This is a genomic window from Achromobacter sp. JCM 18799, from assembly GCF_055395645.1.
Map to the genome: position 1 here is coordinate 5,446,958 of NZ_AP043866.1, position 23,974 is coordinate 5,470,931.

24 protein-coding genes and 1 tRNA gene are annotated in these 23,974 nt (G+C 67.0%); 14 read left to right on the forward strand and 11 right to left on the reverse strand.

Annotation, left to right across the window (positions count from 1 at the left end; translation table 11 throughout):
• Positions 1-51 precede the first annotated feature (51 nt).
• Positions 52-1,038 (forward strand): tripartite tricarboxylate transporter substrate binding protein, encoded by a 987-nt coding sequence (locus tag ACZ5YA_RS25690; RefSeq protein ID WP_464091408.1) that lies wholly within the window; start codon positions 52-54, stop codon positions 1,036-1,038.
• A 22-nt stretch (positions 1,039-1,060) separates the two neighbouring features.
• Here ACZ5YA_RS25690 and ACZ5YA_RS25695 read toward each other — a convergent pair whose 3' ends face one another.
• Positions 1,061-1,741, reverse strand: coding sequence for a tellurite resistance TerB family protein (locus tag ACZ5YA_RS25695; protein WP_059372919.1), 681 nt, complete (start codon positions 1,739-1,741; stop codon positions 1,061-1,063).
• A gap of 189 nt (positions 1,742-1,930) precedes the next feature.
• Between ACZ5YA_RS25695 and ACZ5YA_RS25700 the strand changes: the two genes are divergently transcribed.
• Entirely contained in the window at positions 1,931-2,329 is a 399-nt protein-coding gene (locus tag ACZ5YA_RS25700) for an OsmC family protein (RefSeq protein ID WP_059372921.1), read from the forward strand.
• Between the two features lie 48 nt (positions 2,330-2,377).
• Here ACZ5YA_RS25700 and fabI read toward each other — a convergent pair whose 3' ends face one another.
• Entirely contained in the window at positions 2,378-3,163 is a 786-nt protein-coding gene (gene fabI, locus ACZ5YA_RS25705) for an enoyl-ACP reductase FabI (protein WP_013391441.1), read from the reverse strand.
• Positions 3,164-3,267: 104 nt separating this feature from the next.
• The gene (locus tag ACZ5YA_RS25710; RefSeq protein WP_464091409.1) at positions 3,268-4,164 is read right to left on the reverse strand and encodes a LysR family transcriptional regulator; all 897 of its coding nucleotides are present in this window, start codon (positions 4,162-4,164) and stop codon (positions 3,268-3,270) included.
• 107 nt (positions 4,165-4,271) lie between these two features.
• On the opposite strand from ACZ5YA_RS25710, the gene ACZ5YA_RS25715 reads away from it, so the two are divergent.
• Both ACZ5YA_RS25715 and ACZ5YA_RS25720 read left to right on the forward strand, forming a co-directional pair.
• Positions 4,272-5,345: a succinylglutamate desuccinylase/aspartoacylase family protein gene (locus tag ACZ5YA_RS25715; RefSeq protein WP_118932568.1), complete on the forward strand. Its 1,074-nt coding sequence runs from the start codon at positions 4,272-4,274 to the stop codon at positions 5,343-5,345.
• 25 nt (positions 5,346-5,370) lie between these two features.
• The gene (locus ACZ5YA_RS25720) at positions 5,371-6,303 is read left to right on the forward strand and encodes a pyridoxal-phosphate dependent enzyme (protein WP_464091410.1); all 933 of its coding nucleotides are present in this window, start codon (positions 5,371-5,373) and stop codon (positions 6,301-6,303) included.
• Between the two features lie 62 nt (positions 6,304-6,365).
• Here ACZ5YA_RS25720 and ACZ5YA_RS25725 read toward each other — a convergent pair whose 3' ends face one another.
• Together ACZ5YA_RS25725 and gloB are read right to left on the reverse strand one after the other, a co-directional pair.
• Positions 6,366-7,784: a transglycosylase SLT domain-containing protein gene (locus tag ACZ5YA_RS25725; RefSeq protein WP_464091411.1), complete on the reverse strand. Its 1,419-nt coding sequence runs from the start codon at positions 7,782-7,784 to the stop codon at positions 6,366-6,368.
• A 7-nt stretch (positions 7,785-7,791) separates the two neighbouring features.
• Complete coding sequence (gene gloB, locus ACZ5YA_RS25730) at positions 7,792-8,613, reverse strand: hydroxyacylglutathione hydrolase (protein WP_059372934.1); 822 nt, start codon at positions 8,611-8,613, stop codon at positions 7,792-7,794.
• A gap of 20 nt (positions 8,614-8,633) precedes the next feature.
• Here gloB and ACZ5YA_RS25735 point away from each other — a divergent pair, with 20 nt between their 5' ends.
• From ACZ5YA_RS25735 to ACZ5YA_RS25765, 7 genes are all read left to right on the forward strand, one after another.
• A complete protein-coding gene (locus ACZ5YA_RS25735; RefSeq protein WP_464091412.1) occupies positions 8,634-9,407 on the forward strand; it encodes a class I SAM-dependent methyltransferase in 774 nt (257 codons plus the stop codon).
• A 57-nt stretch (positions 9,408-9,464) separates the two neighbouring features.
• Positions 9,465-9,926 (forward strand): ribonuclease HI, encoded by a 462-nt coding sequence (rnhA, locus tag ACZ5YA_RS25740; protein WP_059372942.1) that lies wholly within the window; start codon positions 9,465-9,467, stop codon positions 9,924-9,926.
• A gap of 180 nt (positions 9,927-10,106) precedes the next feature.
• Positions 10,107-11,195, forward strand: coding sequence for an efflux RND transporter periplasmic adaptor subunit (locus tag ACZ5YA_RS25745; protein ID WP_059372944.1), 1,089 nt, complete (start codon positions 10,107-10,109; stop codon positions 11,193-11,195).
• 33 nt (positions 11,196-11,228) lie between these two features.
• Positions 11,229-14,345, forward strand: a complete 3,117-nt coding sequence (locus ACZ5YA_RS25750) for an efflux RND transporter permease subunit (protein WP_118932571.1) — start codon at positions 11,229-11,231, stop codon at positions 14,343-14,345.
• A 3-nt stretch (positions 14,346-14,348) separates the two neighbouring features.
• Positions 14,349-15,071, forward strand: a complete 723-nt coding sequence (dnaQ, locus tag ACZ5YA_RS25755) for a DNA polymerase III subunit epsilon (RefSeq protein WP_059372948.1) — start codon at positions 14,349-14,351, stop codon at positions 15,069-15,071.
• A gap of 60 nt (positions 15,072-15,131) precedes the next feature.
• Positions 15,132-15,206, forward strand: a tRNA-Val gene (locus ACZ5YA_RS25760).
• Positions 15,207-15,526: 320 nt separating this feature from the next.
• Entirely contained in the window at positions 15,527-15,694 is a 168-nt protein-coding gene (locus ACZ5YA_RS25765) for a hypothetical protein (RefSeq protein WP_118932573.1), read from the forward strand.
• Here the strand turns inward: ACZ5YA_RS25765 and ACZ5YA_RS25770 are convergent.
• The 5 genes from ACZ5YA_RS25770 to ACZ5YA_RS25790 form a co-directional block, all read right to left on the reverse strand.
• Positions 15,688-16,167 carry a YaiI/YqxD family protein gene (locus ACZ5YA_RS25770; RefSeq protein ID WP_464091413.1) on the reverse strand — a complete coding sequence of 160 codons (480 nt, stop codon included), beginning with the start codon at positions 16,165-16,167 and terminating at the stop codon, positions 15,688-15,690. The two genes, ACZ5YA_RS25765 and ACZ5YA_RS25770, sit on opposite strands and share 7 nt — an antisense overlap.
• A gap of 4 nt (positions 16,168-16,171) precedes the next feature.
• Positions 16,172-16,438: a hypothetical protein gene (locus ACZ5YA_RS25775; RefSeq protein ID WP_054458453.1), complete on the reverse strand. Its 267-nt coding sequence runs from the start codon at positions 16,436-16,438 to the stop codon at positions 16,172-16,174.
• 42 nt (positions 16,439-16,480) lie between these two features.
• The gene (locus ACZ5YA_RS25780) at positions 16,481-17,986 is read right to left on the reverse strand and encodes a TAXI family TRAP transporter solute-binding subunit (RefSeq protein WP_306634262.1); all 1,506 of its coding nucleotides are present in this window, start codon (positions 17,984-17,986) and stop codon (positions 16,481-16,483) included.
• Entirely contained in the window at positions 17,983-19,191 is a 1,209-nt protein-coding gene (gene gltS, locus ACZ5YA_RS25785; RefSeq protein ID WP_059372954.1) for a sodium/glutamate symporter, read from the reverse strand. Before gltS ends, ACZ5YA_RS25780 begins: the two co-directional genes overlap by 4 nt.
• Positions 19,192-19,375: 184 nt before the next feature.
• The gene (locus ACZ5YA_RS25790) at positions 19,376-19,873 is read right to left on the reverse strand and encodes a GNAT family N-acetyltransferase (protein ID WP_059372956.1); all 498 of its coding nucleotides are present in this window, start codon (positions 19,871-19,873) and stop codon (positions 19,376-19,378) included.
• A 259-nt stretch (positions 19,874-20,132) separates the two neighbouring features.
• Here ACZ5YA_RS25790 and ACZ5YA_RS25795 point away from each other — a divergent pair, with 259 nt between their 5' ends.
• Positions 20,133-21,185, forward strand: a complete 1,053-nt coding sequence (locus ACZ5YA_RS25795; RefSeq protein ID WP_059372958.1) for a glycosyltransferase family 2 protein — start codon at positions 20,133-20,135, stop codon at positions 21,183-21,185.
• A 1-nt stretch (position 21,186) separates the two neighbouring features.
• On the forward strand, positions 21,187-22,767 hold the full coding sequence (locus ACZ5YA_RS25800) for a glycosyltransferase family 39 protein (protein WP_464091414.1): 1,581 nt from the start codon (positions 21,187-21,189) through the stop codon (positions 22,765-22,767).
• On the opposite strand, the gene ACZ5YA_RS25805 is transcribed toward ACZ5YA_RS25800, so the two are convergent.
• A complete protein-coding gene (locus tag ACZ5YA_RS25805; RefSeq protein ID WP_118932577.1) occupies positions 22,727-23,122 on the reverse strand; it encodes a GtrA family protein in 396 nt (131 codons plus the stop codon). The two genes, ACZ5YA_RS25800 and ACZ5YA_RS25805, sit on opposite strands and share 41 nt — an antisense overlap.
• A gap of 36 nt (positions 23,123-23,158) precedes the next feature.
• Here ACZ5YA_RS25805 and ACZ5YA_RS25810 point away from each other — a divergent pair, with 36 nt between their 5' ends.
• Complete coding sequence (locus tag ACZ5YA_RS25810; RefSeq protein WP_059372961.1) at positions 23,159-23,974, forward strand: ChbG/HpnK family deacetylase; 816 nt, start codon at positions 23,159-23,161, stop codon at positions 23,972-23,974.

A 23,974-nucleotide genomic window follows, 5' to 3' on the forward strand; every position in this document is an offset into this window, starting at 1 on the left:
TGCCCATGTCCCCGCGCGCTTGCCGCGCAGGGACGCTTGCAAGCCCGCATCATGAATCGCCTGCTTAGCTCTGTTCTTGCGTTCCTGGTTTTGCCCCTGGCCGCCTGCGGCAATTCGCCTTCGGGCGAAGCGCCCAAGGACGCCGCGTATCCGTCGCACCCCATCACCATCGTGGTGACGTTTCCGCCGGGCGGCGGCACCGACTTGCTGGCGCGCCGCATTGGCGCGAGCCTGCAGGAGCAGTTTGGCATGGCGGTCGTGGTGGAAAACCGTCCTGGCGCCAGCGGCAACATCGGCGCGCGCGCCGTGGCGGAAGCCCCTGCCGACGGCCATACGCTGCTGATGGTCAACAGTTCCTTCGCGATCAATCCCGGGGTTTACAGCAATCTGGGCTTCGCGCCCAAGCGGGACTTTGCGGCGGTCATCAACGTGGCCTTCGTGCCGTCCGTGTATGTGGTGCCGGCGGTTTCGCCCTGGCGCAGCCTGGACGATGCGCTGGCCGCCGCCACGCCGGACCGGTCGCTGGCGTTCGCGTCCTGCGGCAACGGCACGCCGCAGCACCTGGCCGGCGAGATGCTGGCGCGCGCCACCGGCGCGCCTCTGCAGCACGTGCCTTACAAGGGTTGCGGACCGGCGCTTACCGACGTGACCGCGGGCCAGGTCGGGGTCGGCGTGGTCACCGCGTCCAGCGCCGCGCCTTTGATTGCGGCCGGCAAGTTGCGGGCGCTGGCCGTGACCTCGCCGGCGCGTTCGCCGTTGTTGCCGTCGGTGCCGACGGTGGCCGAGCAGGGCGTGCCCGGCTACGCGCTGGACCAGTGGCACGGCCTGCTGGCGCCGGCAGCCACGCCGCCCGCGGTGGTGGCCAAGCTGAATGCGGCGGTGGCGAAGATCGTCCAGCGCCCCGATGTGCAGGCGGCGTTGCGTGAACAGGGCTTCACGCCGGCCAGCAGCACGCCGCGGGAATTCCAAGCCATGATCGATGCGGATATCGACCGTTATACCGCCTTGACGCAGGCGATCGGCCTACGCGCCGATTGAGCCGGGCGCAGGCCGGCCAGCCTCAGGCCGCGGCGGCCCGGGCGTGCTGCTCGAGCTGTTCCTTCAGGCCCGGCTGCAGCTTGAGCTGGCGCGCCAATTCGTCCAGATAGGCGCGTTCCATATAGCTTTCCTCGTCCACTACCAGCAGGCTGGCCAGGTACATCTCGGCCGCCATTTCCGGCGTCTGCGCGGCTTGCGCGATCACGGACGGATCCAGCGGGCGCGATAGTTCGGCTTCAAGCCAGCGACGGTCTTGCGCGTCCGAAGACAGCTTGGACAGCTCGGTTTCGAGCAGCGCGCGTTCTTCCGGGCCGATGTGGCCGTCGGCCTTGGCCGCGCCGATCATGGCCGTCAGCACCGCCGTGCTGTGCTGCTCGGCCTGGGGCGCGGGCAGGCGGTCCAGCGTCTGCGGGGGAGCGGCAGGCGCGCCGGCCTGGCTGCGTTGCCAGTCGCCATAGGCGCGGTAGGCCAGGGCGCCCAGCGCCGCCATGCCGCCGTACATGGCGACCTTGCCGCCGATCTTGCGGGCCTTCTTGCTGCCCAGCAGCAGTCCCAGGGCGCCCGCGCCCAGCGCGCCGCCGCCCAGGCCTGTCAGGAAGGACGAGCCCTTGCCACCCGTGGCGTTCTGCACCCGGCTGGTGGTGTCCGACAGCAGCCCTTGCCCGGACTGCAGCAGTTGATCGAGGAGTTGTCTGGCGCTCATGCGGCCCCCTTTAAAGTTTGCTCAGGTATTGCGGATAGAGATATCCGACCGGAGTGGGCGGCAGAAGTTCAGCTTACAGTCAGTTGCTTCTGCCTGGGTCGTCCTGGCGCGCCCGCCAGGTGATACAACGTGGTCTGAGGGCGGCCGCGGCGGCCGCCCGTCAGGACCCGTTACCAGGAGACAGGACCCATGAGCATCCGCGTGCGCCAGAATGCGCCCAACACGCTGCAATTCACCGCCACGGCCGAAGGCCACGATCTGCCGCTGGACATGCCCCAGCCTGCCGGCGCCGGCCCCGATCCTCACGACTACTTCGATACCGCATTGGGCGGCTGCAAGGCCATGACTTTGATGGTCTACGCGCAGCGCAAGGGCCTGCCGTTGGAGTCGGTGGGAGTGGAGGTGGTGCGCGACGCCAGCGAGGAGCGCAAGGGGATCTACCGCTTGACGGCCAAGCTGACGCTGAACGGCGAGTTGTCCGACGCGCAGGTAGACGAATTGCTGGCGGTGGCCGAGAAGTGCCCGGTGCACAAGCTGATGACGGCGGTGGACGTGCAGGTGTCGACCGTGGTGGTGCAGCCGGCCTGACCAGGCCGGCTGCGGCGGCTGGGGCCGGCGGCCCCGCCGCGCGCGGACTCAGTCTTCCATGCCCGGGACGATGGTCGAGAAACCGGCGTCCACGTGGGTGATCTCGCCCGTCACGCCGGCGGCCAGGTCCGACAGCATGAAGGCGGCGACGTTGCCCACGTCTTCGATGGTGACGTTGCGGCGCAGGGGAGCCTGGGCTTCCACGAACTTCAGGATGGCCGAGAAGTCCTTGATGCCGCTGGCGGCCAGCGTCTTGATGGGGCCGGCGGAAATGCCGTTGGCGCGGATGCCGCGCGGGCCCAGCGCCGTCGCCAGGTAGCGCACGCTGGCTTCCAGCGAGGCCTTGGCCAGGCCCATGGTGTTGTAGTTCGGAACCACGCGTTCGGCGCCCAGGTAGGTCAGCGTCAGCACCGAGCCGTTGCGGCCTTCCATCAGCGGCAGGGCGGCCTTGGCCATGGCGGCGAAGCTGTAGGCCGAGATGTCGTGCGCGATGCGGAAGCCTTCGCGCGACAGGCCGTCGAGGAAGTTGCCGGCGATGGCTTCGCGCGGGGCGAAGCCGATGGAGTGCACCAGGCCGTCCAGGCCGTCCCAGTGCTGGCCGAGTTCGGCGAAGGCGCCTTCGATCTGGCTGTCTTCGGCCACATCGCAGGGCAGCACGATCTTGCTGCCGAATTCGGCGGCAAATTCGCCTACGCGGTCCTTGAAGCGGTCGCCCACGTAGGTGAACGCCAGTTCGGCGCCTTGTTGGTGACAGGCGCGCGCGATGCCGTAGGCGATGGATCGGTTGGAAAGCACCCCGGTGACCAGGATGCGCTTGCCGGCGAGAAAGCCCATATTTCTATCCTTTGATTTTTTCCCTCTGGAATCCGCCTATTTTAAGGAGTTTGCGCGGTTTCGCGATATGAAAATCCCTGGGACGCGTCCGACTGGCATGAGCCTCAGGACGGTTTTCCGGGCGGCGGGAACAGGCGTACGAAACTGGCGAGCAAGGGATCGCGCTGGTCGGCGCGCCAGACCAGCTCCAGGTCGAACGTCAGGTCTATGCCGCCGACTTCCTTGAAGACGACGCCGGCCGGGCCGTGTTGCCGGAACGAGGCGGGAATGACGGCGCAGCCCAGTCCGGCCGACACCAGGCCGAGGATGGTGGGAAGATCGGTCGCCACGGCGGCCGGGCGTGTCACCGGAATGCCGGCGGCCTTCAGGATGCGGACCAGCGCGTCATAGTGCGAGGGCGATCCGGCTCGCGGGAACAGGATGAATCTCTGGCCCGCCAGGTCCTTGAGCGTGCGGATCTTGCCGACGCTGCGCGCCACCGCCGCGGGCATGGCCAGCAGCATGCGGTCTTCATAGATTTTCATTCCTTCCACTTCGCAGTCGAGCGGAGAGCGCCAGGCGACGACGCCCGCGTCCAGCTCGTGGCGCTTGATCGCGTCGAGCTGCCAGGCCGACAGGCCGGATTCCAGCTGCACGTCGGTGTCGGGCGAGGCGCGCGACAGGGCGGCGATCGCCTGTCCCAGGCCGGGCAGCCAGCTGTAGCCGGGCATGATGCCGATCTTCAGCGAGCCCGCCTTGCCGTGGGCCGCCAGCGCCACCTGCGCCCGCAGGGTTTCAGAACCCGCCAGCATCAGTTTCGCCTGGGCGAGCAGCGCCTCGCCGGCGCGCGTGAGCGCCACGCCGCGCGGCAAGCGCACCAGCAGTTGCGCGCCGAACTCCTCTTCCAGCGCCATCATCTGGCGCGACAGCGCGGGCTGGGCGATATGCAACGCTTTCGCCGCGCCCGCCACGCTGCCGGCTGCGCACACCGCCGCGAAATAGCGCAACTGTCTCAACTCCATGCCATGCCTCCTGGGCATATGTAGCAAACATCAAAAGTATTTGTTGCTGATCGGTCAAATACCTATATTTTCCCGATCGAAACCCATAACGTATACCCAAAAGGTCTATGACGAAACCGACATTCCGCGAGTCGCCTCTATTGCGTGACCGGCGGGTCGCGCATCTGCCGGCGCGCAACCCGCACTGCGCGACGGCGTTCACCGACATCGATCTCGACGCGCCTGGACGCCAGGCGGGCTTCCTGCACATCCCGCAGTCGCCGCACGAAGACGCCTGGGGCACGGTGCGCATACCCATGGCGGTGCTGGCCAATGGCGACGGCCCCACCGTCATTCTGGAAGGCGGCAATCATGGAGACGAGTACGAAGGCCAGATCGTGCTGGGCGAACTCATCCGCGACCTGCCGCTGGAGCGCGTCCGGGGCCGCCTGATCATCATGCCCGCGCTCAACGCGCCGGCGGCTGAAGCCGGCCTGCGCACCTCGCCGCTGGACGGCAAGAACCTGAACCGCACGTTTCCCGGCGACCATGCGGGCAGCATCACGGAACAGATCGCCGCCTACGTCAGCGACGAACTGTTCTCGCGCGGCGACGCGTTTCTCAGCCTGCATTCCGGCGGTTCGTCGCTGGACATCATTCCCAGCGCCCTGGTGCAGCCCTCGCAGGATGCCGCGCAAACCCAGCGCAACATCGATGCCGTGATGGCCTTCGGCGCGCCCTTCAACGTGATGCTGGACACGCTGGGCGACACGCGCACCAGCGTTGCTTCGGCGGTGGCGGCGGGGCTTACCTGCGTCAGCACCGAGATGGCGGGACGCGGCACCGTGACCGACAGCGCGCTCGCGCTGTGCCGCGCCGGCGCGCTGCGCGTGCTGGCGCATTGGGGTGTGCTGGACCAGGCTTGCGCCCAGCCGCTGGCGGCGCAGCCCGCGCCCCTGTGCAAGGTCAGCGGCGCGAAGTCCTATGTCATCGCCTCGGATCGCGGCGTGTTCGAGGCCTATCATCGGCATGGCGAGGCCGTCGAGGCCGGCCAGCCCGCAGGCCGAATCCACCAGACCTTCGATCCGCGGCGTGCGCCGGTTGAACTGGTTTACGGGACCAGCGGCGTCATCTTCGCCAAGCGCCATCCCGGCATCGTCGTGCCCGGCAACGTTTGTTGCGTCGTGGCCAGCGCGGTCTGATTTACTCATTCTTGAAGAACGGAACATGGCAATCCATATCGAAACCCCGGCGCTCGCATCCCGCGCCTTCTCCCTGCGCAGCGGCAAGGACGTGCGCCTGAAGATGGAGGCGCTGCAGCCCAGCGGCTCGTTCAAGGCCCGCGGCATAGGCCATGCGTGCCAGATCTACAAATCCCGCGGCGCCCGGCGCTTCATCTCTTCGTCCGGCGGCAACGCCGGGTACGCGGTGGCCTACGCCGGCCGCATGCTGGCCACGCCGGTGACCGTGGTGGTGCCTGCCACGACCTCGGAACGCGCCAAGAGCCTGATCCGTTCGGAAGGGGCGGAGGTCATCGTGCATGGCGCTTCCTGGATGGAAGCCAACGCCCGCGCGCTGGAACTCATGACCGAGGCGGACGCGTTCCTGCATCCCTTCGATGACTCCTTGCTGTGGGAGGGACACGCAACCATGATCGACGAGCTGGCCCGGCAAGGCGGCCGACCGGATGCGGTCATCTGCTCGGTCGGCGGCGGCGGCCTGCTGTGCGGCGTGGTCGAGGGCCTGCGGCGCAACGGCTGGGCGGACGTGCCGGTGATCGCGGCCGAGACGGCCGGCGCCGACTCCTATGCCCAGGCCCTGGGCGCGGGGGCGCCGGTGCTGTTGCCCGAGATCCGGTCCATTGCGACCTCATTGGGCGCGCGGCAGGTCTGCGACCGCGCGCTGGACCTGGCCAAGGAGCATCCCATCGAGAGCGTGGTGGTGTCGGACGCCGCCGCGGTGGCGGCTTGCGAAGACGTGTTGCTGGAGCACCGCATCCTGGTCGAACCCGCCTGCGGCGCCTCGGTGGCGGCGCTGGACAGCGGTTCGGAGTTTCTGAAGAACGCCCGCTCGGTGGCGGTGATCCTGTGCGGCGGCGTGGGCGTCACGGCGGGCCAACTGGCGCAATGGAGCGCGCAGTTCGCGGGGCAGGCCCGGTAGCGAGCGGCCGGGCATAAAAAAGGCGCGTCCCGCGGGACGCGCCTTTTGCATGCAAGCGCCAATCAGCCGCGGGCGTTGGTACCCGGCACGCGCAGCTGCGAGCCCACCTTCAGGGCGCTGCCCTTGATGTTGTTGAGCGCGCGCAGCGCGTCGACCGAGGTGCCGTACTGCTTGGCCAGCGAGAACAGCGTGTCGCCCTGGCGCACCTTGTGGGTGCGGACATTGGGGCGGGCGCTGGCCACGCGGGCAGCCGGCGCCTGGGCGGCGCGGCCGCGCGGGGCGGCAGCCTTGTTGTCCGACGGCGCCGAGTCCAGTGCGCCCACCGGCGTGGCCAGCGAGGCCAGTTGGACGCCGCCCGTGCCGGGCTCGCCCGGCACCAGCAGGGATTGGCCGGAGGCGGATTTCTGGCGCGAACCGATGTCGTTGGTCTGGCGCAGCGTGGCTTCGCTCACGCCGAAACGCTTGGCGATCGAGGCGTAGGATTCGCCGCGGCGCGAGTGGTAGATCTTCCAGGCGCTGAGATCGCCCTTGTAGTTGGTCAGGTTGGCGTTGAAGATTTCGACACGGTCGGCCGGTAGCAGCAGGGTGGGGCCGTGGTCGCCGCGGATCACGGGGCGGTTGAACGAGGGGTTCAGGGCCTTGAATTCGTCCAGCGGCATTTCCGCCAGCTTGGCGGCGATTTCCAGGTCGATGTCGCTGTTCTTCTGGACCGTCACGAAGTAGGGCGTATTGCCCACCGGGGGCAGGGCCACCGCATAGCGCTGCGGATCGGCGATGATGTTCTTGATGGCCTGCAGCTTGGGCACGTAGTTGCGGGTTTCGTCGGGCATGTTCAGGGACAGGTAGTCCGTGCCCTGGCCGGCCGCTTCGTTCTTGGCCATGGCGCGTTGCACCGAGCCTTCGCCCCAGTTGTACGAGGCCAGCGCCAGGTACCAGTCGCCCTGCATTTCAAACAGCTTTTCCAGGTAGTCCAGCGCCGCGTTGGTCGAGGCGATGGGGTCGCGGCGCTCGTCGCGCCACCAGTCCTGCTTCAGGTTGAAGTGCTGGCCCGTGGCCGGCACGAACTGCCACAGGCCGGATGCCTGGGCGCGGGACAGCGCGGTCGGGTTGTAGGCGCTTTCGACGAAGGGCAGCAGCGCCAGCTCGGTCGGCAGGCCGCGGCGGTTGATCTCGTCGACGATGAAATACAGGTACTTGCCGGCCCGTTCCGCCATGCGCTGCACCGACTCGGGGTGGGACGCGTAGTAGTCGGTCCACTGCTGCGAGAGGTCGGTGTTCAGGTTGGGAATGGCGAAACCGCGGCGGATGCGGTCCCAGGCGTCGGCGGGCGGGTTGGTCAGGTCAACCGTCCGGGACGTGTCGCGGGCGATGTATCGCCCTTGCGAATTGGTGGTGAGGTTCTTGCTATCGGGGGCTTTGGTTCCTGCGCAACCGGCGAGGACTGCCAGCATGAGCGGCAGAAGGATTCGGGATAGATTCATCAGGTTGTCACTTGAAATCGTTCTTCCATTCACGAAGGGAGGCAAAAACCTCTACCGGCGTAGCGTGGCTGCGGCCGGCCCAGCGCTCTGCGGCGTGGACGACCTCAACTTCTTGCGTGCGCAAAAACGGATTGGCCGCGCGTTCCTGCCCGATGGTGGACGGAAGCGTGGGAAGACCTTCTGCTCGTAATTGCTGGGCCTGCTGGTGCCACTGTTGCAGGCTGCGGTTGGCCGGATCGACTGCCAAGGCCCAGCGCAAGTTCGCTAGAGTGTACTCGTGTGCGCAAAAAACCTGTGTATCTGGCGGTAAAACAGCAAATTTCCCTAAAGAATCATGCATTTGCGCCGGAGTGCCTTCGAAAAGACGGCCGCAGCCCGCCGCAAACAGGGTGTCGCCGCAGAACAGAACCGGCTCCAGACCGGCCGCGCGGCCGTAGTAGGCGATGTGGCCGGCGGTGTGTCCGGGAACGTCCAGCACGGCCAGGTCCAGGTCCAGTTCCGGGATCGCCACGCGGTCGCCCTCCGCCAGGCGCACGTCGCAGCGCGGCAGCTGCTCATGCGCGGGGCCGTATACGGTGATGCCCTCGATGCGGGACAATTCCGGTACGCCGCCCACGTGGTCGCCGTGATGGTGCGTGAGTAGAATGGCGCGCAGTCTCAAGCCGTTCTGGGCCAGCCAGTGCAGCACCGGGCCGGCGTCGCCGGGATCCACCACGGCGGCTTCATTGCCGCGGACGATGGCCCAGATGTAGTTGTCATTGAAGGCGGGTAGCGGCAAGACCGCGGCGTTGCGATCGCGGCCGCCTGTGGGGGCGGTCAAGGCTTGCATGGGATTCGAAGGAATAGAACGTGGCAGAAGATACTCCGCCGATTGTAGAACTGGCCGAATGGTTCCAGACGCCGCCGGGACAGTACGTGCTGGCCTGGGAGCGGGCGCAGTTCGACGCGGCTGTCGCGGACGTGTTCGGATATTACGCCTGGCAGGTGGGCCTGGCGGACATGAATCTGCTGCGCGCCAACCGCATGCCCTTCAAGGGCTACGTGGGCGGCGAGACCCCGTCCGCGGAAAGCGCGGCCGCCTGGCAGTCGCGGGTGGTGCTGGCCGAACCCGAGGCCTTGCCGTTCGAGTCCCAGAGCGTGGATCTGCTGATCTTGCCGCATGCCTTCGAGTGCGCGGAGGATCCTCACAACGTGCTGCGCGAGGTCGAGCGCGTGCTGGTGCCCGAAGGGCGGGTGGTGATCTCGGGCTTCAATCCCTGGAGCATGTGGGGCGCGCGCACGCGCATGCCCGGCATGGAACCCTGGCTGCCGCAGCCGCCGTCATCCCAGGTGTCCCTGCCGCGCCTGAAGGACTGGTTCAAGCTGCTGTCGCTCGAGGTCGAGACCAGCCACTTCGGCTGCTACGCGCCGGCCTGCCGCAGCGAAAAGTGGCTGCAGCGCTGGTCCTTCCTGGAGTCGGCGGGCGCCCGCTGGTGGAGCGTGGGCGGCGCGGTCTATCTGGTGTCGGCCGTCAAGCGGGTAGCCGGCATGCGTATCATTGGCCCGGCCTGGAAGAAGGCCAAGCCCAAACGCGCCCGCGCCGCGTCCGTGGTGGTCAACCGCCACGCGGACGACGGCTCCTGATGGGCCCAGCCCCGCGCCGCGGGGCCAATTTTTTTGCAAGGAATACCAAGCAGCACCATGCAGGACGACAAAGCGAACGAGCAGAAAGTGGAAATGTGGACCGACGGCGCCTGCAAGGGCAATCCCGGTCCGGGCGGCTGGGGCGTGCTGATGCGCGCCGGCAGCCACGAAAAGACCCTGCATGGCGGCGAACTCCAGACCACCAACAACCGGATGGAACTGTTGGCGGTCATCCAGGGCCTGCGCGCGCTCAAGCGTCCGTGCACGGTCACCATCCATACGGACTCCCAGTATGTGATGAAGGGCATGACCGAATGGCTCGCCAACTGGAAGCGGCGCGGCTGGATGACGGCCGACAAGAAGCCGGTCAAGAACGCCGAGCTGTGGCAACTGCTGGACGAACAGGTACAGCGCCATACCGTGTCCTGGCGCTGGGTTCGCGGCCATGCCGGCGATCCCGGCAACGAACGGGCCGACCAGCTGGCCAACATGGGCGTGGAATCGGCCCGCCGGGGCTGAGGGCATCGGGATATACCCTCGAATCCGCCCTCTGGGGCGGATTTAGTTCTTTCATCCGGCTTCAGGATTGTTCCAGTATGTAAATCCGGGTGCTAAAGTGCCAACCCTCATTCCAGTTCCTGCGGCGCAGTCCGCGTGGGGGCATGCCAGGCCCGCGCCGCAATACCGCCACATTCGCGCATGAAAAAAGCAGTACTGCTCGCCGCCGTAGCGGCAGGGTTGGCCGCGGGGGCCGCGCTCGGCATTTTTGTGCCGCGCTGGCTCGACCACGGAACCGCCAGTCCGCAACCCGGCGCCGTTCAAGCGCCCCTGGTCACGCGCGCCGTGCCGGTCCGGGTCGAGGTGGCCGCCGCCCAGGAAATACCGTTCGCGCGCGGCATCTCGGCCGTGGGCAGCCTGCGTTCCGACGAGTCCGTGGTGCTGCGGCCGGAGGTCGCGGGCCGCATCCAGTCGATCGACTTCAAGGAAGGCCAGCCGGTCAAGCGCGGCGACGTGCTGATCCGCCTGGACGATTCCGTGCCGCGCGCCGAGCTGGCCCAGGCCCGCGCCAACCTGACGCTGGCGCAAAGCCACTACCGGCGCTCGGTCGAGCTACAGGGCAAGGGCTTCGTCAGCCAGCAGGCGCGCGACGAATCCGCCAGCACGCTCAAGGTGCAGGAAGCCGCCGTGGCGCTGGCGCAGGCGCGGCTGGACAAGATGACGATCTCGGCGCCATTTGGCGGCATTGCGGGCTTGCGCAGCGTGTCGGTGGGCGACTACGTCAACCAGGGCCAGGACCTGGCCCCGCTGGAGGCGATCGATCCGCTCAAGGTCGACTTCCGCGTCCCTGAAATGTATTTGAGCAAGGTGGGCGTGGGCCAGCCGCTGACGCTGCGCATGGACGCGCTGCCCGGCCAGGAGCGCCAGGGCGTGGTCTATGCGGTGAGCCCGCTGGTGGACGCGGGCGGGCGCTCCATCCTGCTGCGCGCCACGGTCGCCAACAAGGATGCGGTGCTGCGCCCGGGCATGTTCGCCCGAGTGCAATTGCAGTTCAGCCAGGACAAGGCGCTGGTCGCGCCGGAAGCCGCGCTGTCGCCCTCGGGCGCGACGCAGTACGTCTACCGGGTCAAGAACGGCGTGGCCGAGCGGCGCGAGGTCACCATCGGCGAGCGCCGCGAGGGCCGCGTCGAAATCCTGACCGGGGTGGCGGCGGGCGACCAACTGGTGGTGTCGGGCTTGCAGCGGGTGACGGACGGTGCCGCGGTGACCGTTCTGGGCAACGGCGCGTGACGCCGGCCTTTTTCCATTTTTGGCGGTAGCGCAATGCGTATCTCGGAAACCTGCATCAAGCGGCCGGTGTTCGCATCGGTCCTGTCGCTGATCATCGTGCTGATCGGCCTGATTTCATATTCGCGCCTGACCGTGCGCGAGTATCCGAAGATCGACGAGCCCATCGTGTCGGTGGACACCACCTACAAGGGCGCTTCGCCCGAGGTGATCGAGTCGCAGGTGACCAAGCCGCTGGAAGACCAGCTGGCCGGCATCGAGGGCGTGGACGTGATGACCTCGCGCAGCCGCTCGGAACGCAGCCTCATCAACATCAAGTTCAACCTGTCCCGCAACCCGGACGCCGCGGCCGCGGAAGTCCGCGACAAGGTTTCGCGCGCGCGGCGCTTCCTGCCCGACGAGATCGACGAGCCCATCATCGGCAAGGTCGAAGCGGACTCCCAACCCATCATCTATATCGCGGTGGAGTCCGGGTCGTATTCCGCGATCCAGACCTCGGACTACATCAACCGCTACATCAAGACCCGCCTGTCGGTGCTGCCGGGCGCGGCCGAGGTGCGCGTCTTCGGCGAACGCCTGCCGTCCATGCGCATCTACGTGGACCGCGACAAGCTCGCCGCCTACGGCCTGACCGTGCAGGACGTGGAGGCCGCGCTGCGCAGCCAGAACGTCGAGATTCCGGCAGGCCGCATCGAATCGCGAGCCCGCGAGTTCTCGGTGGTGTCCTCTACCGACCTGCAGACGCCCGCGCAGTTCGAGAACGTGATCGTCGCCAACGTCAAAGGCTATCCGGTTCGCATGCGCGACGTGGCCAACGTGGAGATCGCGGCCGCCAGCGACCGCGTGCTGTCGCGCTTCAACGGCAAGCCCGCCATCAACATCGGCGTGACGCGCCAGTCCACCGCCAACCCGCTGGAACTGTCCAAGGCGGCGCGCGAGGAAGTTGCGCGCCTGAACGAGAACCTGCCGGCCGGCATGAAGCTGAACATCGCGTACGACTCGTCGGTGTTCATCGAACGCTCCATCGATTCCGTGTTCCACACCATCGGCGAAGCCATCGTGCTGGTGGTGCTGGTGATCTTCTTCTTCCTGCGCAACCTGCGCGCCAGCATCATCCCCATCGTCACCATTCCGGTGTCGCTGGTGGGCGCCTGCGCGCTGATGTACCTGTTCGGCTTTTCCATCAACACGCTGACGCTGCTGGCCATGGTGCTGGCCATCGGCCTGGTGGTGGACGACGCGATCGTGGTGCTGGAGAACATCTTCCGCCACATCGAAGAGGGCATGCCGCGCAAGGAGGCCGCGCTGCGCGGTTCGCGCGAGATCGGCTTCGCGGTGGTCGCCATGACCATGACGCTGGTCACCGTGTACGCGCCGCTGGCCTTCGCCACGGGCCGCACCGGGCGGCTGTTCATCGAGTTCGCGCTGGCGCTGGCCGGCGCCGTGCTGGTGTCCGGTTTCGTGGCGCTGACGCTTACGCCCATGATGTGCTCGGTGCTGCTGCGCCACCAGAGCAGCCACAGCCGCTGGTACAACCTGATCGAAGGCTGGCTCAACGGCATGAGCAACGGCTACCGGCGCGCGCTGGCGCTGGCCTTGCGCCACCGCTGGGTGGTGGTGGCCATCGGCCTGGCGGTCGCGGCCGCGAGCGGCGTGCTGTTCAAGGTGGTCAAGAGCGAGCTGGCGCCCATCGAGGATCGCGGCGTGGTGTTCGGCATCGTCAGCTCGCCTGAAGGGGCGACGCTGAACTACACGCTGGAAAGCATGCTGGGCATCGAAAAGTTCTACTCCGACATTCCGGAGGCCAGCGGCAGCCAGGTGACCGTGGGCTTTCCTACCGTGACCGACGGCACCGCCATCCTGCGCCTGAAACCCTGGGAAGAGCGCAGCCGCAAGCAGCAGGCCATCACGCAGCAGCTGCAGCCGCAATTCGCCTCGCTGCCCGGGGTGCGCGCATTCCCGACCAACCCGCCGTCGCTGGGCCAGTCGGCGCGTTCCAAGCCGGTGGAATTCATCATCATGAGCCAGGCGTCCTACGCCGAGCTGTCGCGCCTGACCGAAGTGTTCCTGACCGAGTTGCGCAAGTATCCCGGCCTGATCAACCTGGACACCGACCTGCGCCTGAATACGCCCGAGCTGCGGGTGCGCGTGGACCGCGACAAGATGGCCGACGTGGGCGCCAATGTGGACACCGTGGGCCGCACCCTGGAATCCATGCTGGGCGGCCGCCAGGTCACGCGCTACAAGGACGAAGGCGAACAGTACGACGTGATCGTGCAGGTGACGCCGCGCGACCGCGCCAACCCCACCGATATCTCGGGCATCTACGTGCGGGCGCGCGACGGCAGCATGGTGCAGCTGGACAACCTGCTGGGCGTGCATGAGGGCGTGTCGCCGCAATCGCTGAACCACTTCAACCGCCTGCGCGCCGTGAAGATCGACGGCGCGGTGGCGCCCGGCTACGCGCTGGGCGAAGTTCTGACGCATATGCATCAGGTGGCGCGCGAGGTGCTGCCCAACACCATCGTCACCGACCTGGACGGCCAGTCGCGCGAGTTCCGCGATTCCTCCGGCAGCATCTACCTGGTCTTCGCCATGGCGCTGGCCTTCATCTACCTGGTGCTGGCCGCGCAGTTCGAAAGCTGGCGCAATCCCTTCATCATCATGCTGTCGGTACCGCTGTCCATGACCGGCGCGCTGCTGGCGCTGTGGCTGACCGGCGGCACCTTGTCCATCTACAGCCAGATCGGCCTGATCACGCTGGTGGGGCTGATCACCAAGCACGGCATTTTGATCGTCGAATTCACCAACCAGCTGCGCGACGAAGGCAAGGAATTGTTCGAGGCGGTGGTCGAAGCCAGCGTGCTGCGCCTGCGCCCCATCCTGATGACGACCGGCGCCATGGTGCTGGGCACCGTGCCGCTGGCCTTGTCCACGGGCGCGGGGGCGGAATCGCGCCAGCAGATCGGCTGGGTTCTGGTGGGCGGGCTGATGCTGGGTACACTACTGACCTTGTTCGTCGTGCCGGTGGCCTACACCTTGATCGCCACCGCACGCAAGAAACCCGGCCAGGCCGGCAGCGCAGCGCATCATCCGGACCCCGCTCCGGCGCCGCACGCGCAGCCCGCCGCGCCTGCCCAAGCGTCGGAATAAGTTATGCGCCAGATCATCTTTGACACTGAAACCACCGGACTGGACCCTGCCCAGGGCCATCGCATCGTCGAGATCGGCTGCGTGGAGATGGTCAACCGGATGACCACCGGCAACAACCTGCACATCTACCTGAACCCGGACCGCGACAGCGACCCCGAGGCGCTGGCGGTGCACGGCCTGACTACCGAGTTCCTGTCCGACAAGCCGCGCTTCGCCGATGTCGCGGACGAATTCGTCAAGTTCATCCAGGGCGCAGAGCTGATCGCGCACAACGCGGCGTTCGACGTCAAGTTCTTCAACGCCGAACTCGCCAAGACCGGGCGCGGCCCGGTCACCGAGTACTGCGAAACGGTCACGGACTCGCTGCTGCATGCGCGCTCGCTGTTCCCAGGCAAGCGCAATTCGCTGGACGCGCTGTGCGACCGCTTCGGCATTTCCAACGCCCACCGCACCCTGCACGGCGCATTGCTGGACTCGCAGCTCTTGGCGGAAGTCTGGCTGGCCATGACCCGCGGCCAGGACGCGCTGCTGATCGACGTGGACGACGGCGCCAGCGGCGGCGGCAATGGTATCGAACTGGCCCGCTTCGACGCTTCGGGCCTGCCCGTGATCAAGGCCAGCGAGGCGGAACTGGCCGAGCACGAAAACTATCTCGCGGCCTTGGACAAGTCCGTGGGAGGGGAGTGCACCTGGCGCAAGATCGACGCGCCAGTGGCGGCCGCATAAAGTTTTTTCGAGGCGACTTGCACGCGTTCAAAAAAACGTGCTAATATTTCGCCTCTTTCGGGGTGGTTAGCTCAGTGGTAGAGCACTGCCTTCACACGGCAGGGGTCACTGGTTCGAACCCAGTACTACCCACCAAAGACCCTTGGAAGATGACGTAAGCCTCAGGCTTATCGTTGTCGGCGTACCAAGGTTAAAAAAGACGCAAAGCAAAGAAAGCCAACCGCGAGGTTGGCTTTTTTGTTTTGCGCTCAGGACGCATTGGGTACGCCTTTAAATCCGGGCGCTTTGCATATGGCATGCAAGCCATTGCGCTGAACCGTCCCTTTCATTACCCTTCTCTTGATTTGTCGCAAGCGGACTCACGTCGATTGAGCCGCGTCGCATGCGAGCCTGACTATCATTGATAACAAAGGCTTTGGCCCGTGGGGCCAGGCATAGGCGAACAGGAGAAGGTCATGTCCGAGCACACCAATACCATGTTGATCATCATCGTCGCCGGCGTGGCGCTCATGTTGGTCGGCTTCGGGCTGCGCGACCGCAATATCGGCATGGGACTGATGGGCATAGGCCTGATCACGGCCCTGGGCACGATCATCTACAAGGCCTACATCACCTTCTATTGACCGCTTGCCGAGCCCGGCTGCGTCTTGCGCGCCGCGCGCGCCAGCAGGGTGTCCAGCTGGTTGGCGAAGGCCTTGCGGTCGGCCTGGCTGAATGCCGCCGGGCCGCCGGTATCCACGCCGCTGGCCCGCAGCTCTTCCATCATGTCCCGCAACGCCAGCCGCTCCCGGATCGTTTCCGGCGTATAGCGTTCGCCCCGCGGGTTCAGGGCCATCGCGCCTTTTTCCAGGACTTGCGCGGCCAGCGGGATGTCGCCGGTGATCACCAGGTCGCCCTCGCACGCGCGTTCGGCGATGTGGGCGTCGGCGACGTCGAAGCCGCGCGGCACCTGCACCGCGCGGATCAGCGGGGAGGGCGGGGTGTAGAGCATCTGGTTGGCCACCAGCGTCAGCGGCAGTTGCCAGCGCTGGGCGGCGCGGAACAGGATGTCCTTGATGACCGCGGGGCAGGCGTCCGCATCGACCCAGATATGCATGCGCTTACTTGTCCAGCGCGTTTTGCAGCACTTCGGCCACGATGTCGTTGGTCGACACGCCGCGTTCGGCCGCCAGGGCGCGCAGCTTGTCGGCGTGGGCCTGCGACAGCTTCAGGGGGAACGGCACCAGGCCGGCGGCCTGGTCCAGCTTGCGCTGTTCGCGGCGGTCGGGCACTTGCGAGGCGGTGCCGAAGCGGTCCGGGGTGGAGGCTTGCTTGAGCTGGCCGGCCAGCTTTAGGGCCTGGTTTTTCTGCAGATCGAATTTATTCATGGGGATTCCTGGTAGGGAGCGCAATCATAAGCGCAACCGGCTTCATTGCGGCTTGGCCTGTTCAAGCTTGGCCAGCCCTTCCTGGGCGCCGTCGTGCAGCGGCACGGTCAGTCCGCGGCGGGCGGTCGCCAGCCCTACCTGGGCGCCCTGGGCGGATCCGGCGGCCAGCAGGTCCTGCCCGGTCACGTAGACCGCGCGCACGATCACCAGGGCCTCGTCTCGGGTCAGGTCCGCGGTGGTGAGCAGCAGCGCGGCCATGCCCACCGTGGGGATCGGCTCCGTCTGATTGGGGTAGGTGCCGGCGGCGATGTCCAGCGGCATCAGCGCGTTGTCCTCGGCCCCGGTCAGCGCCTTGATGGCGGCGGGGTCCAGCGGCAGCAGCTTCAGTCGCGCCTGGGTCAGCGCATCGCGCAAGGGCGTGGCGGGCACGCCGATGACCTGGGCGGCGGCGTCGACCTTGCCGGAGTTCAGCGCCGGCAGGGACTCGGTGAAGGGCGTGTCGGCCACGGTGTAGTCGCGGCCGGCTTGCAGGCCATGGGCGGCGAGCACGGTTTCCAGCGTGGCGCGCACCGCCGAGCCTTCCGGCCCCAGGGCGATGGTCTTGCCCTTGAGATCGCGTACGCCGCGCAGGGCGGCGTCGTCGCGGACCACGATATGGACCAGTTCCGGATACAGGCTGCCCAGGGCGCGCAGGCCGGTGAAGGGACCCTGGCCCGCGAATGGGCCCTTGCCGTCATAGGCGAGCCGCGCCGTGTCGGCCTGGGCCAGTCCCACCACCGCGTCGCCGCTGCGCAGCAGCGCGATGTTCTCGGCGCCGCCGCCCGTGATCAGCGGCGAGACCCGGATCTGCTGCTTGCGCGCGACGTCGCTCAGGGCGCGCGCAAACGCTACATACTCGCCGCGGTCCGGGCCGCCGGCCAGCGGGTAGCCCTGTTGCATGCGGGCCAGCCGGCCGTTGATGCGCGCCACGGAGCGTTCCAGTTCCTGTTGCACTACGTGCTGCGCGGTGCTGGAGGCGCTGTAGGAAACCGAATGGGTGATCTGGTCCAGCGTGTCCAGCAGTTGGCGCGTGACGGGCGGCGGCGCGCCGGTGTCCAGGTTGGGCGCCTCGGCCGCCTTGAAGCCGGCCGGGGTGACCAGCTTCCAGGCGTCGCCTTCCTTGCGGTAGATGGCGCTGGCGTGCGCGACGATGCGGTCGCCCGCCTGGTTGCCGCCGGATTTCACGCCGCTGATGCTGCGCGGGCCGGCGCCCAGCAGCGTGACCAGCGCGGCGGCGCCGGGCTGGTCCCAGGCGCCCAGGGTGATGTTGCGCGCCAGGTCCAGTTCGACGTCGTAATAGACCACGCGGCGGGTTTCGCCCGCCGGGGCGCTGCTGTCCGAGGCCGATCCCATGCGCTTGATCCCGGCGATACGGAACAGGTCCGCGCCGTAGGCGGTGGCCAGGCTGCGTTCCACGTCGGCGCGCAGGGCGTCGGTATCGGGCGCGCGGCCGCAGGCCGCCAGCAGCAGGCAGAAGCTCAGAATGACAAGGCGTTTGAACATGGTCACATGCCTCCCACGAACGGCAAGGAGATCAGCGAGGTAAGCACGATCACGTTCAGGATGTCGACCAGGAAGGCGCCGGTGACCGGCACGACGATGAACGCTTCCGGCGCCGGGCCATGGCGCCGCGTCAGCGCCTGCATATTGGCAATGGCGGTGGCGGTCGCGCCCAGCGCGAAGCCGCAGAACGCGGCCGACATGATGGCTGCTTCGTAGTCGCGCTTGAGCATGCGGAACACGACCCAGGCGGCATACAGCGCGCATACCAGGGTCTGCACCGCCAGCATCAGGGCCAGCGGGCCGGCCAGGCGCGCCACGCTGGACAGGTCCAGCGTCATCATCGTCATGCCCAGGAACAGCGACAGGGAGATGGTGCCGATGATTTCGGTGGCGCGGTCGTCCAGCTTCAGGCCCAGCTTTTCGCCGCCGTTGCGGATCAGTACGCCCGTGGCCAGGCACCACAGGAAGTTGGGCAGGCTGACCGGGGCGTCCTCAACCAAGGCCGCCAGGTAGCCACCGACCACCAGGCAGACCAGGGCGGCGGTCAGGGACACGATGTAGGAGCCGGCGGAGGACGCGGGCGCGTTTTCCATCAGGTCCGCAGGCTCGTGGCCGTCGCCGGGCGCGTGGTCGAGGCTGCCGGCCAGCTTGTGGCGCCGCATCAGCCATTCGGCCACCGGCCCGCCCACCACGCCGCCCAGCACCAGCCCCAGGGTGGCGGCGGTCATCGCCAGCGCCATCACGTCCTGGATGTTGTTGAAGTCGGCGAAGCGCGTGGCGTAGGCCGCGCCCGTGCCGTGACCGCCCACCAGCGTGATGGTGCCGCCCAAGAGGCCCATCAGCGGATGCATGTCCAGGAGCCAGGCCATGCCCAGCCCGACGGCGTTCTGCAGCACCAGGAACGGAATCAGGGCCAGCAGGAAGGCAATCAGCCTGGGGCCGCCCTTGGCCAGCAGCTTGAGGTTGGCGGTCAGGCCGATGCTGCCGAAGAACAGCAGCAGCAAGGTCGGCTTGATGCTGGTTTCCAGCGAGACGGAGACGCCGCCCCAGGTCGCCAGCAGGTAGGCCAGTACGGCGAACAGGAGGCCGCCGACGATGGGGTCCGGAATGCTGTAGCGGGCGAGGACGCCGATCTTGGTGGTGAGCACGCGTCCGATGACCAGGACGAGGCAGCATGCCAGCAGTGATTGAACGGGCGTAAGCGAGATCATAGGTGCCTTTGCGCCCTGTCAGGGCACGGTGAACTTTCTGGCTGTTTGAACCCTGCCGCCTCACACGGACTGAGGCTTATGTTACGTCCGCCGCGCGGGCGATGTACATGGGGCAGGGAGGCGGCGCGCGGCGCGGGGCCGGGCGGGCGGAAAGCCGCGGCGGAGGTAGCCGCGGCCGGGGCGGCTAGAGTGGAAATGCGCGCGACATGTATTGCGCGCGCGGCCCGTAGCCAGCCAGTTTTTCGGTCAGGTCGGCGCTGTCTGCGCTGACCGGCAGGTAGCCGTGGCGCTGCCAATAACCCACGGCGGATTCCAGGGACACCAGGCTGGCGCGGCGCAAGCCGCCTTCATGCGCGCTGTCGGCGGCGGCGCGCAGCAGCGCCTGGCCCACGCCCAACCCCTGCGCCGAGGGCGCCACGGCGCAGTCGTGCAGGAACCAGTGGTCGGCCGCGGCCGGCAGCGCCGCGAGCGCCACATCCAGGGCGGGCGGCAGTCCCGCGTCCCAGGGATAGGAAATCAGGTAGCCCAGCAGCGCATCCGGGCTGGCCCCAGCCTGCGCTACCCAGCAGTGCGAGGGGGCGAGCGCCAGGCGGTTCTGGAAGAAACCCGCGCTTTCCAGCAGGAAACCGGGGTAGGCCAGGGTCTGGAGGGCCAGGATGGCGTCCACGTCGCTGGCCTGCATGAGCCGGACTTGATATTGCATGACAACCTGCGAAAACAAAAAACTCGGGCGCATTTTACCGATGCGCAGGCGCAGTCCGGCTTTACAGGGCTTCACAAATTGGGGACACAGGTTTACGCCACTTTATTGTTTTCCGGGGGACGCTCCCTAGAATTCATCTGGATTTCTCGGGCGCTGCAGGCAATTGCGCATTTCATGAAAATTCGACAGATCCCTACGCATACTGCTCGGCATAGTCCTGCATTCCGAGTCTAGAGCCATGCACATTCAGTTCCGGTCCGAATCCGCTGTCCCGCAAGTGCTGACCAAATCGTATCCGCTGGAAACGGTTTGGCCGGCGGCCGAGGCTCGCGTGCCGTACGACACTTGCGTGACCTGCGTCATTCCGTGCCTGAACGAATGCGAGAACCTGCAGGTGCTGCTGCCTCTGCTGCGCAACCGCCTGGAGGCGCTGTGCACCAGCTGGGAAATCATCGTGGCCGATGACGGCAGCACGGACGGCACGGAAGCGCTGATGGCCGAATGGACCGAACACGATGGTTTTCGCTACGTGCAGCTGTCGCGCAACTTCGGCAAGGAAGCCGCGATCAGCGCCGGCCTGGAAGCCGCCACGGGCAATGCGGTGATCTGCCTGGATGCGGATCTGCAGCATCCTCCCGCCTTGATCGAGCAAATGCTGGCGCGCTGGGCCGCCGGGGCCGAAATGGTCTACGCCGTGCGCGAGACCCGCGCCGACGAATCCTGGGCCAAGCGCGCTGGCGCGCGCTGGTTCTACAAGTTGTTGAGCGGCGCGCGCGGCGTGGACGTGCCGGCGCACGCGGGCGATTTTCGCTTGATGGACCGCAGCGTGGTGGACGCGCTGATCGCGCTGCCCGAACGCACCCGATTCATGAAAGGCCTGTACGCCTGGGTCGGCTTCAAGGGCGAAGCGCTGGCCTATACCCCCGAGGAGCGCATGCACGGCGACAGCCGTTTCAGCAGCATGCGCCTGGTCCGGCTGGCGCTGGACGGCCTGACCGCTTTCACGACCTGGCCGCTGCGCCTGGTCAGCCTGGTCGGCGTGGCCTTTGCCATGCTGGCGCTGGCCTATGCCGCCTATCTGGTCGGCGAGTACCTGTTCTTCGGCAACGAGGTTTCCGGTTGGACGACCATCGTCACGGCGGTGCTGTTCTTTGCCGGCGTGAATCTGATTTCCCTGGGCGTGGTGGGCGAATACGTGTCGCGGATCTTCGATGAGGTGAAGGGCCGGCCGCTGTTCGTCGTGCGCCGGCGCCAGGGCAGGGCTTCCCGGCCGGGCCAAGGCTTGGACTGACATGTTCGCCACGACGTTCTGGCGGCGCTCCGATTGGACCCCGCCAGCGGGACGCTTCCTGATCGCGATAGGCGCGTGGCTTGCTTTCCTGGCCTGGATCAGGCCCCTGACCCTGCCCGATGAAGGGCGCTATGCCGGTGTGGCCTGGGACATGCTGCGCAGCGGTTCGCATGCGGTGCCCCTGTTGGACGGCATGCCGTATTTCCACAAGCCGCCGCTTTACTACTGGCTGACTGAGCTGTCCTTTTCGGTGTTCGGCGTGCATCCCTGGGCGGCGCGGGTGCCCTCTTGGCTGGCAGCGTGGGCCGCGGCGGCTGCGATGTACGCCTTTGTGCGCCGCTACCGCGATCCCGCGACCGCCATGACGACCGTGCTGATCCTCGCCACCATGCCGTTTTTCTATGGTGGCGCGCAGTTCGCGAATCTGGACATGCTGGTGGCCGGCATGATCACGCTGTGCGTGCTGGCGGCAACGGATACGGTGCTGCGCGAGGAGCGCGGAGAAGCCTGGCACGCGATGGCCGTGGCGGCTGGCGCGCTGGCCGCGCTTGCCGTGCTGGCCAAGGGGCTGATCGGCCTGGTGCTGCCGGGCGCCATCCTGCTGATCTGGCTGGTGTGGGAACGCCGGTGGCGCGGCCTGGCTGCGCTGTTCTGGCCGCCCGCGCTGCTGGTGTTCATCGCCGTGGCGGCGCCGTGGTTCGTGCTGATGCAGTGGCGCTATCCAGGTTTCTACGACTACTTCTTTGTCTATCAGCACTTCCAGCGCTTTGCCGCTACTGGCTTCAACAATGCGCAGCCGTTCTGGTTCTATCTGCCGGTGGTGGTGGGGCTGAGCTTGCCCTGGTCGCTTTGGGGCGGCGGCATCCTGCGCAAGACGTTCTGGGAAGCCGGTCCTTCGCGCAGCTTGCGGCGCCTGGCGGTGCTGTGGTTTGCCGTCGTGCTGGCGTTCTTTTCGCTGCCGAATTCCAAGCTTGTAGGCTATGTCCTGCCGGCGCTGGCGCCGCTGGCTTTCCTTCTGGCCGAAGTGATCCAGGGAGCCAGGCGCGCCGACGCCGATTCGGCCACCCGCCTGCTGCGCCTGAGCGCCGCGGTGGCGGTGGGGATCTGCGTCATCGCGGTGGGCATCGCCGCCAACAATGCGCGCGGCAGCGCGGGCCCGCTGGCCAAGGTGGTGCGGGAGCAGGCGCGGCCGGACGATACCTTCGTGTCGTTGCACACCTATCCGTTCGACCTGGCGCTGTACGCCCGGGCGCCGCGGCCCGCCTGGGTGGTGGACGACTGGCTCAATCCGGAGGTGCCCGTGCGGGACAACTGGCGCAAGGAGCTGTATGACGCCGCCCAGTTCGACCCCGAAACCGGCGGACAGGTGCTGCTCAGCCCCGCGGAGTTCAACGCGCGCCTGTGTCAGGCAGCCGAAGGCAGCCGCTACTGGGTATGGGGTACCGCGGCGGACAACCAGGTTTATGCGCCGTTGCAGGGGCTGGCGCCGGTGGTCAGCAGCGTGAAGTATGTAATGTGGCGCGTCGACGTGGACGCGGCCCTCAGGCAGCGGGTTTGTGGCGGAACGCCCAAAGCCGGCTAGCGATGAAGGTCGCCACGGCGAGCCCGAGCAGGATCAAGGCAAGCAGGATGTCGTAACGGATGGTAGTGCTATGCAGTAGCCAGGCGTATGCGGCTTCGTTGATGATGAAGCCGGCTGCTGACACAAGGAAGAAACGCCGCGCTGCTACCGTCCACGGAGTTTTGGAATGTCGGAACGTAAGCCGGTAGTGGCCAGTGAAGGAAACCGCGAATGCAACCAGCCAGCCGATCAGGTTGGCGGCCAGGGGCGGCATGCGGAAGAGTTCGACGCAACCCACGGCGACAGCCCAGTGGGTGGCCGCGGCGGCGCATCCGACGGCAATGAAGGTGCTTACTTGTTGCAGCAGGGCGCGCATGAAGGGCGTGGCGGAAATGAAGTCAAAGGTATAGCAATGAGCAAACGTATCGTGGTCTGCGGTGATGATTTTGGCATGAATGCCGATATCGATGAAGGCATGATTGCGCTGGCCGGCATGGGCCGGCTGAGCGCGGTCAGCTGCCTCACGCTGGGTCCGTCGTTCGCGTCGAACGCCGGGCGCCTGGCCCCGATGAACGTGGATATCGGCCTGCACGTGAACTTCACGGAAGCGCTTACGCCTGGCGCCGAGCCCATGCCCACGCTGAGCCGGCTGATCCTGAGCGCCTATGCGGGCGGACTCGACGCCGCCTGGATCGATGCGCAGCTGGCGTGCCAGTTCGATGCTTTCGAGGCCGCGTTCGGCCGCGCGCCGGACTATGTCGACGGGCACCAGCACGTGCATCAGCTGCCGGGCATCCGCGAACGGCTGCTGCTGTTGCTCAAGCAACGCTATGGCGATCACATGCCTTGGCTGCGCCAGACGGCGCCGGGCATGCAGGTTGGCATTCCCCTGAAAGAAGCCCTCAAGGCGCGCGTCATTGGCGCGCTCGGTTCGAGCGCGCTGGCGCGCGAGGCGCAAAAGGATGGCATGCGCACCAACCGCCGGCTGCTGGGCGTCTATGGCTTCGAAGGCGGCAAGCGGCGCTACGCGGACCTGCTGCAGAACTGGCTGTTCAACGCGCGCGACTGCGACCTGGTCATGTGCCATCCGGCCATGGGCAGCCAGGATGACTGCGCCATGTCGCGCCAGCGCCGCGCGGAGTTCGACGTGCTGGCCAGCCCCAAGCTGGGCGACTGGCTCAACGCCAACGGCGTGCACATCTCGCGCTTGCCGGCCACGGCGCGCTGA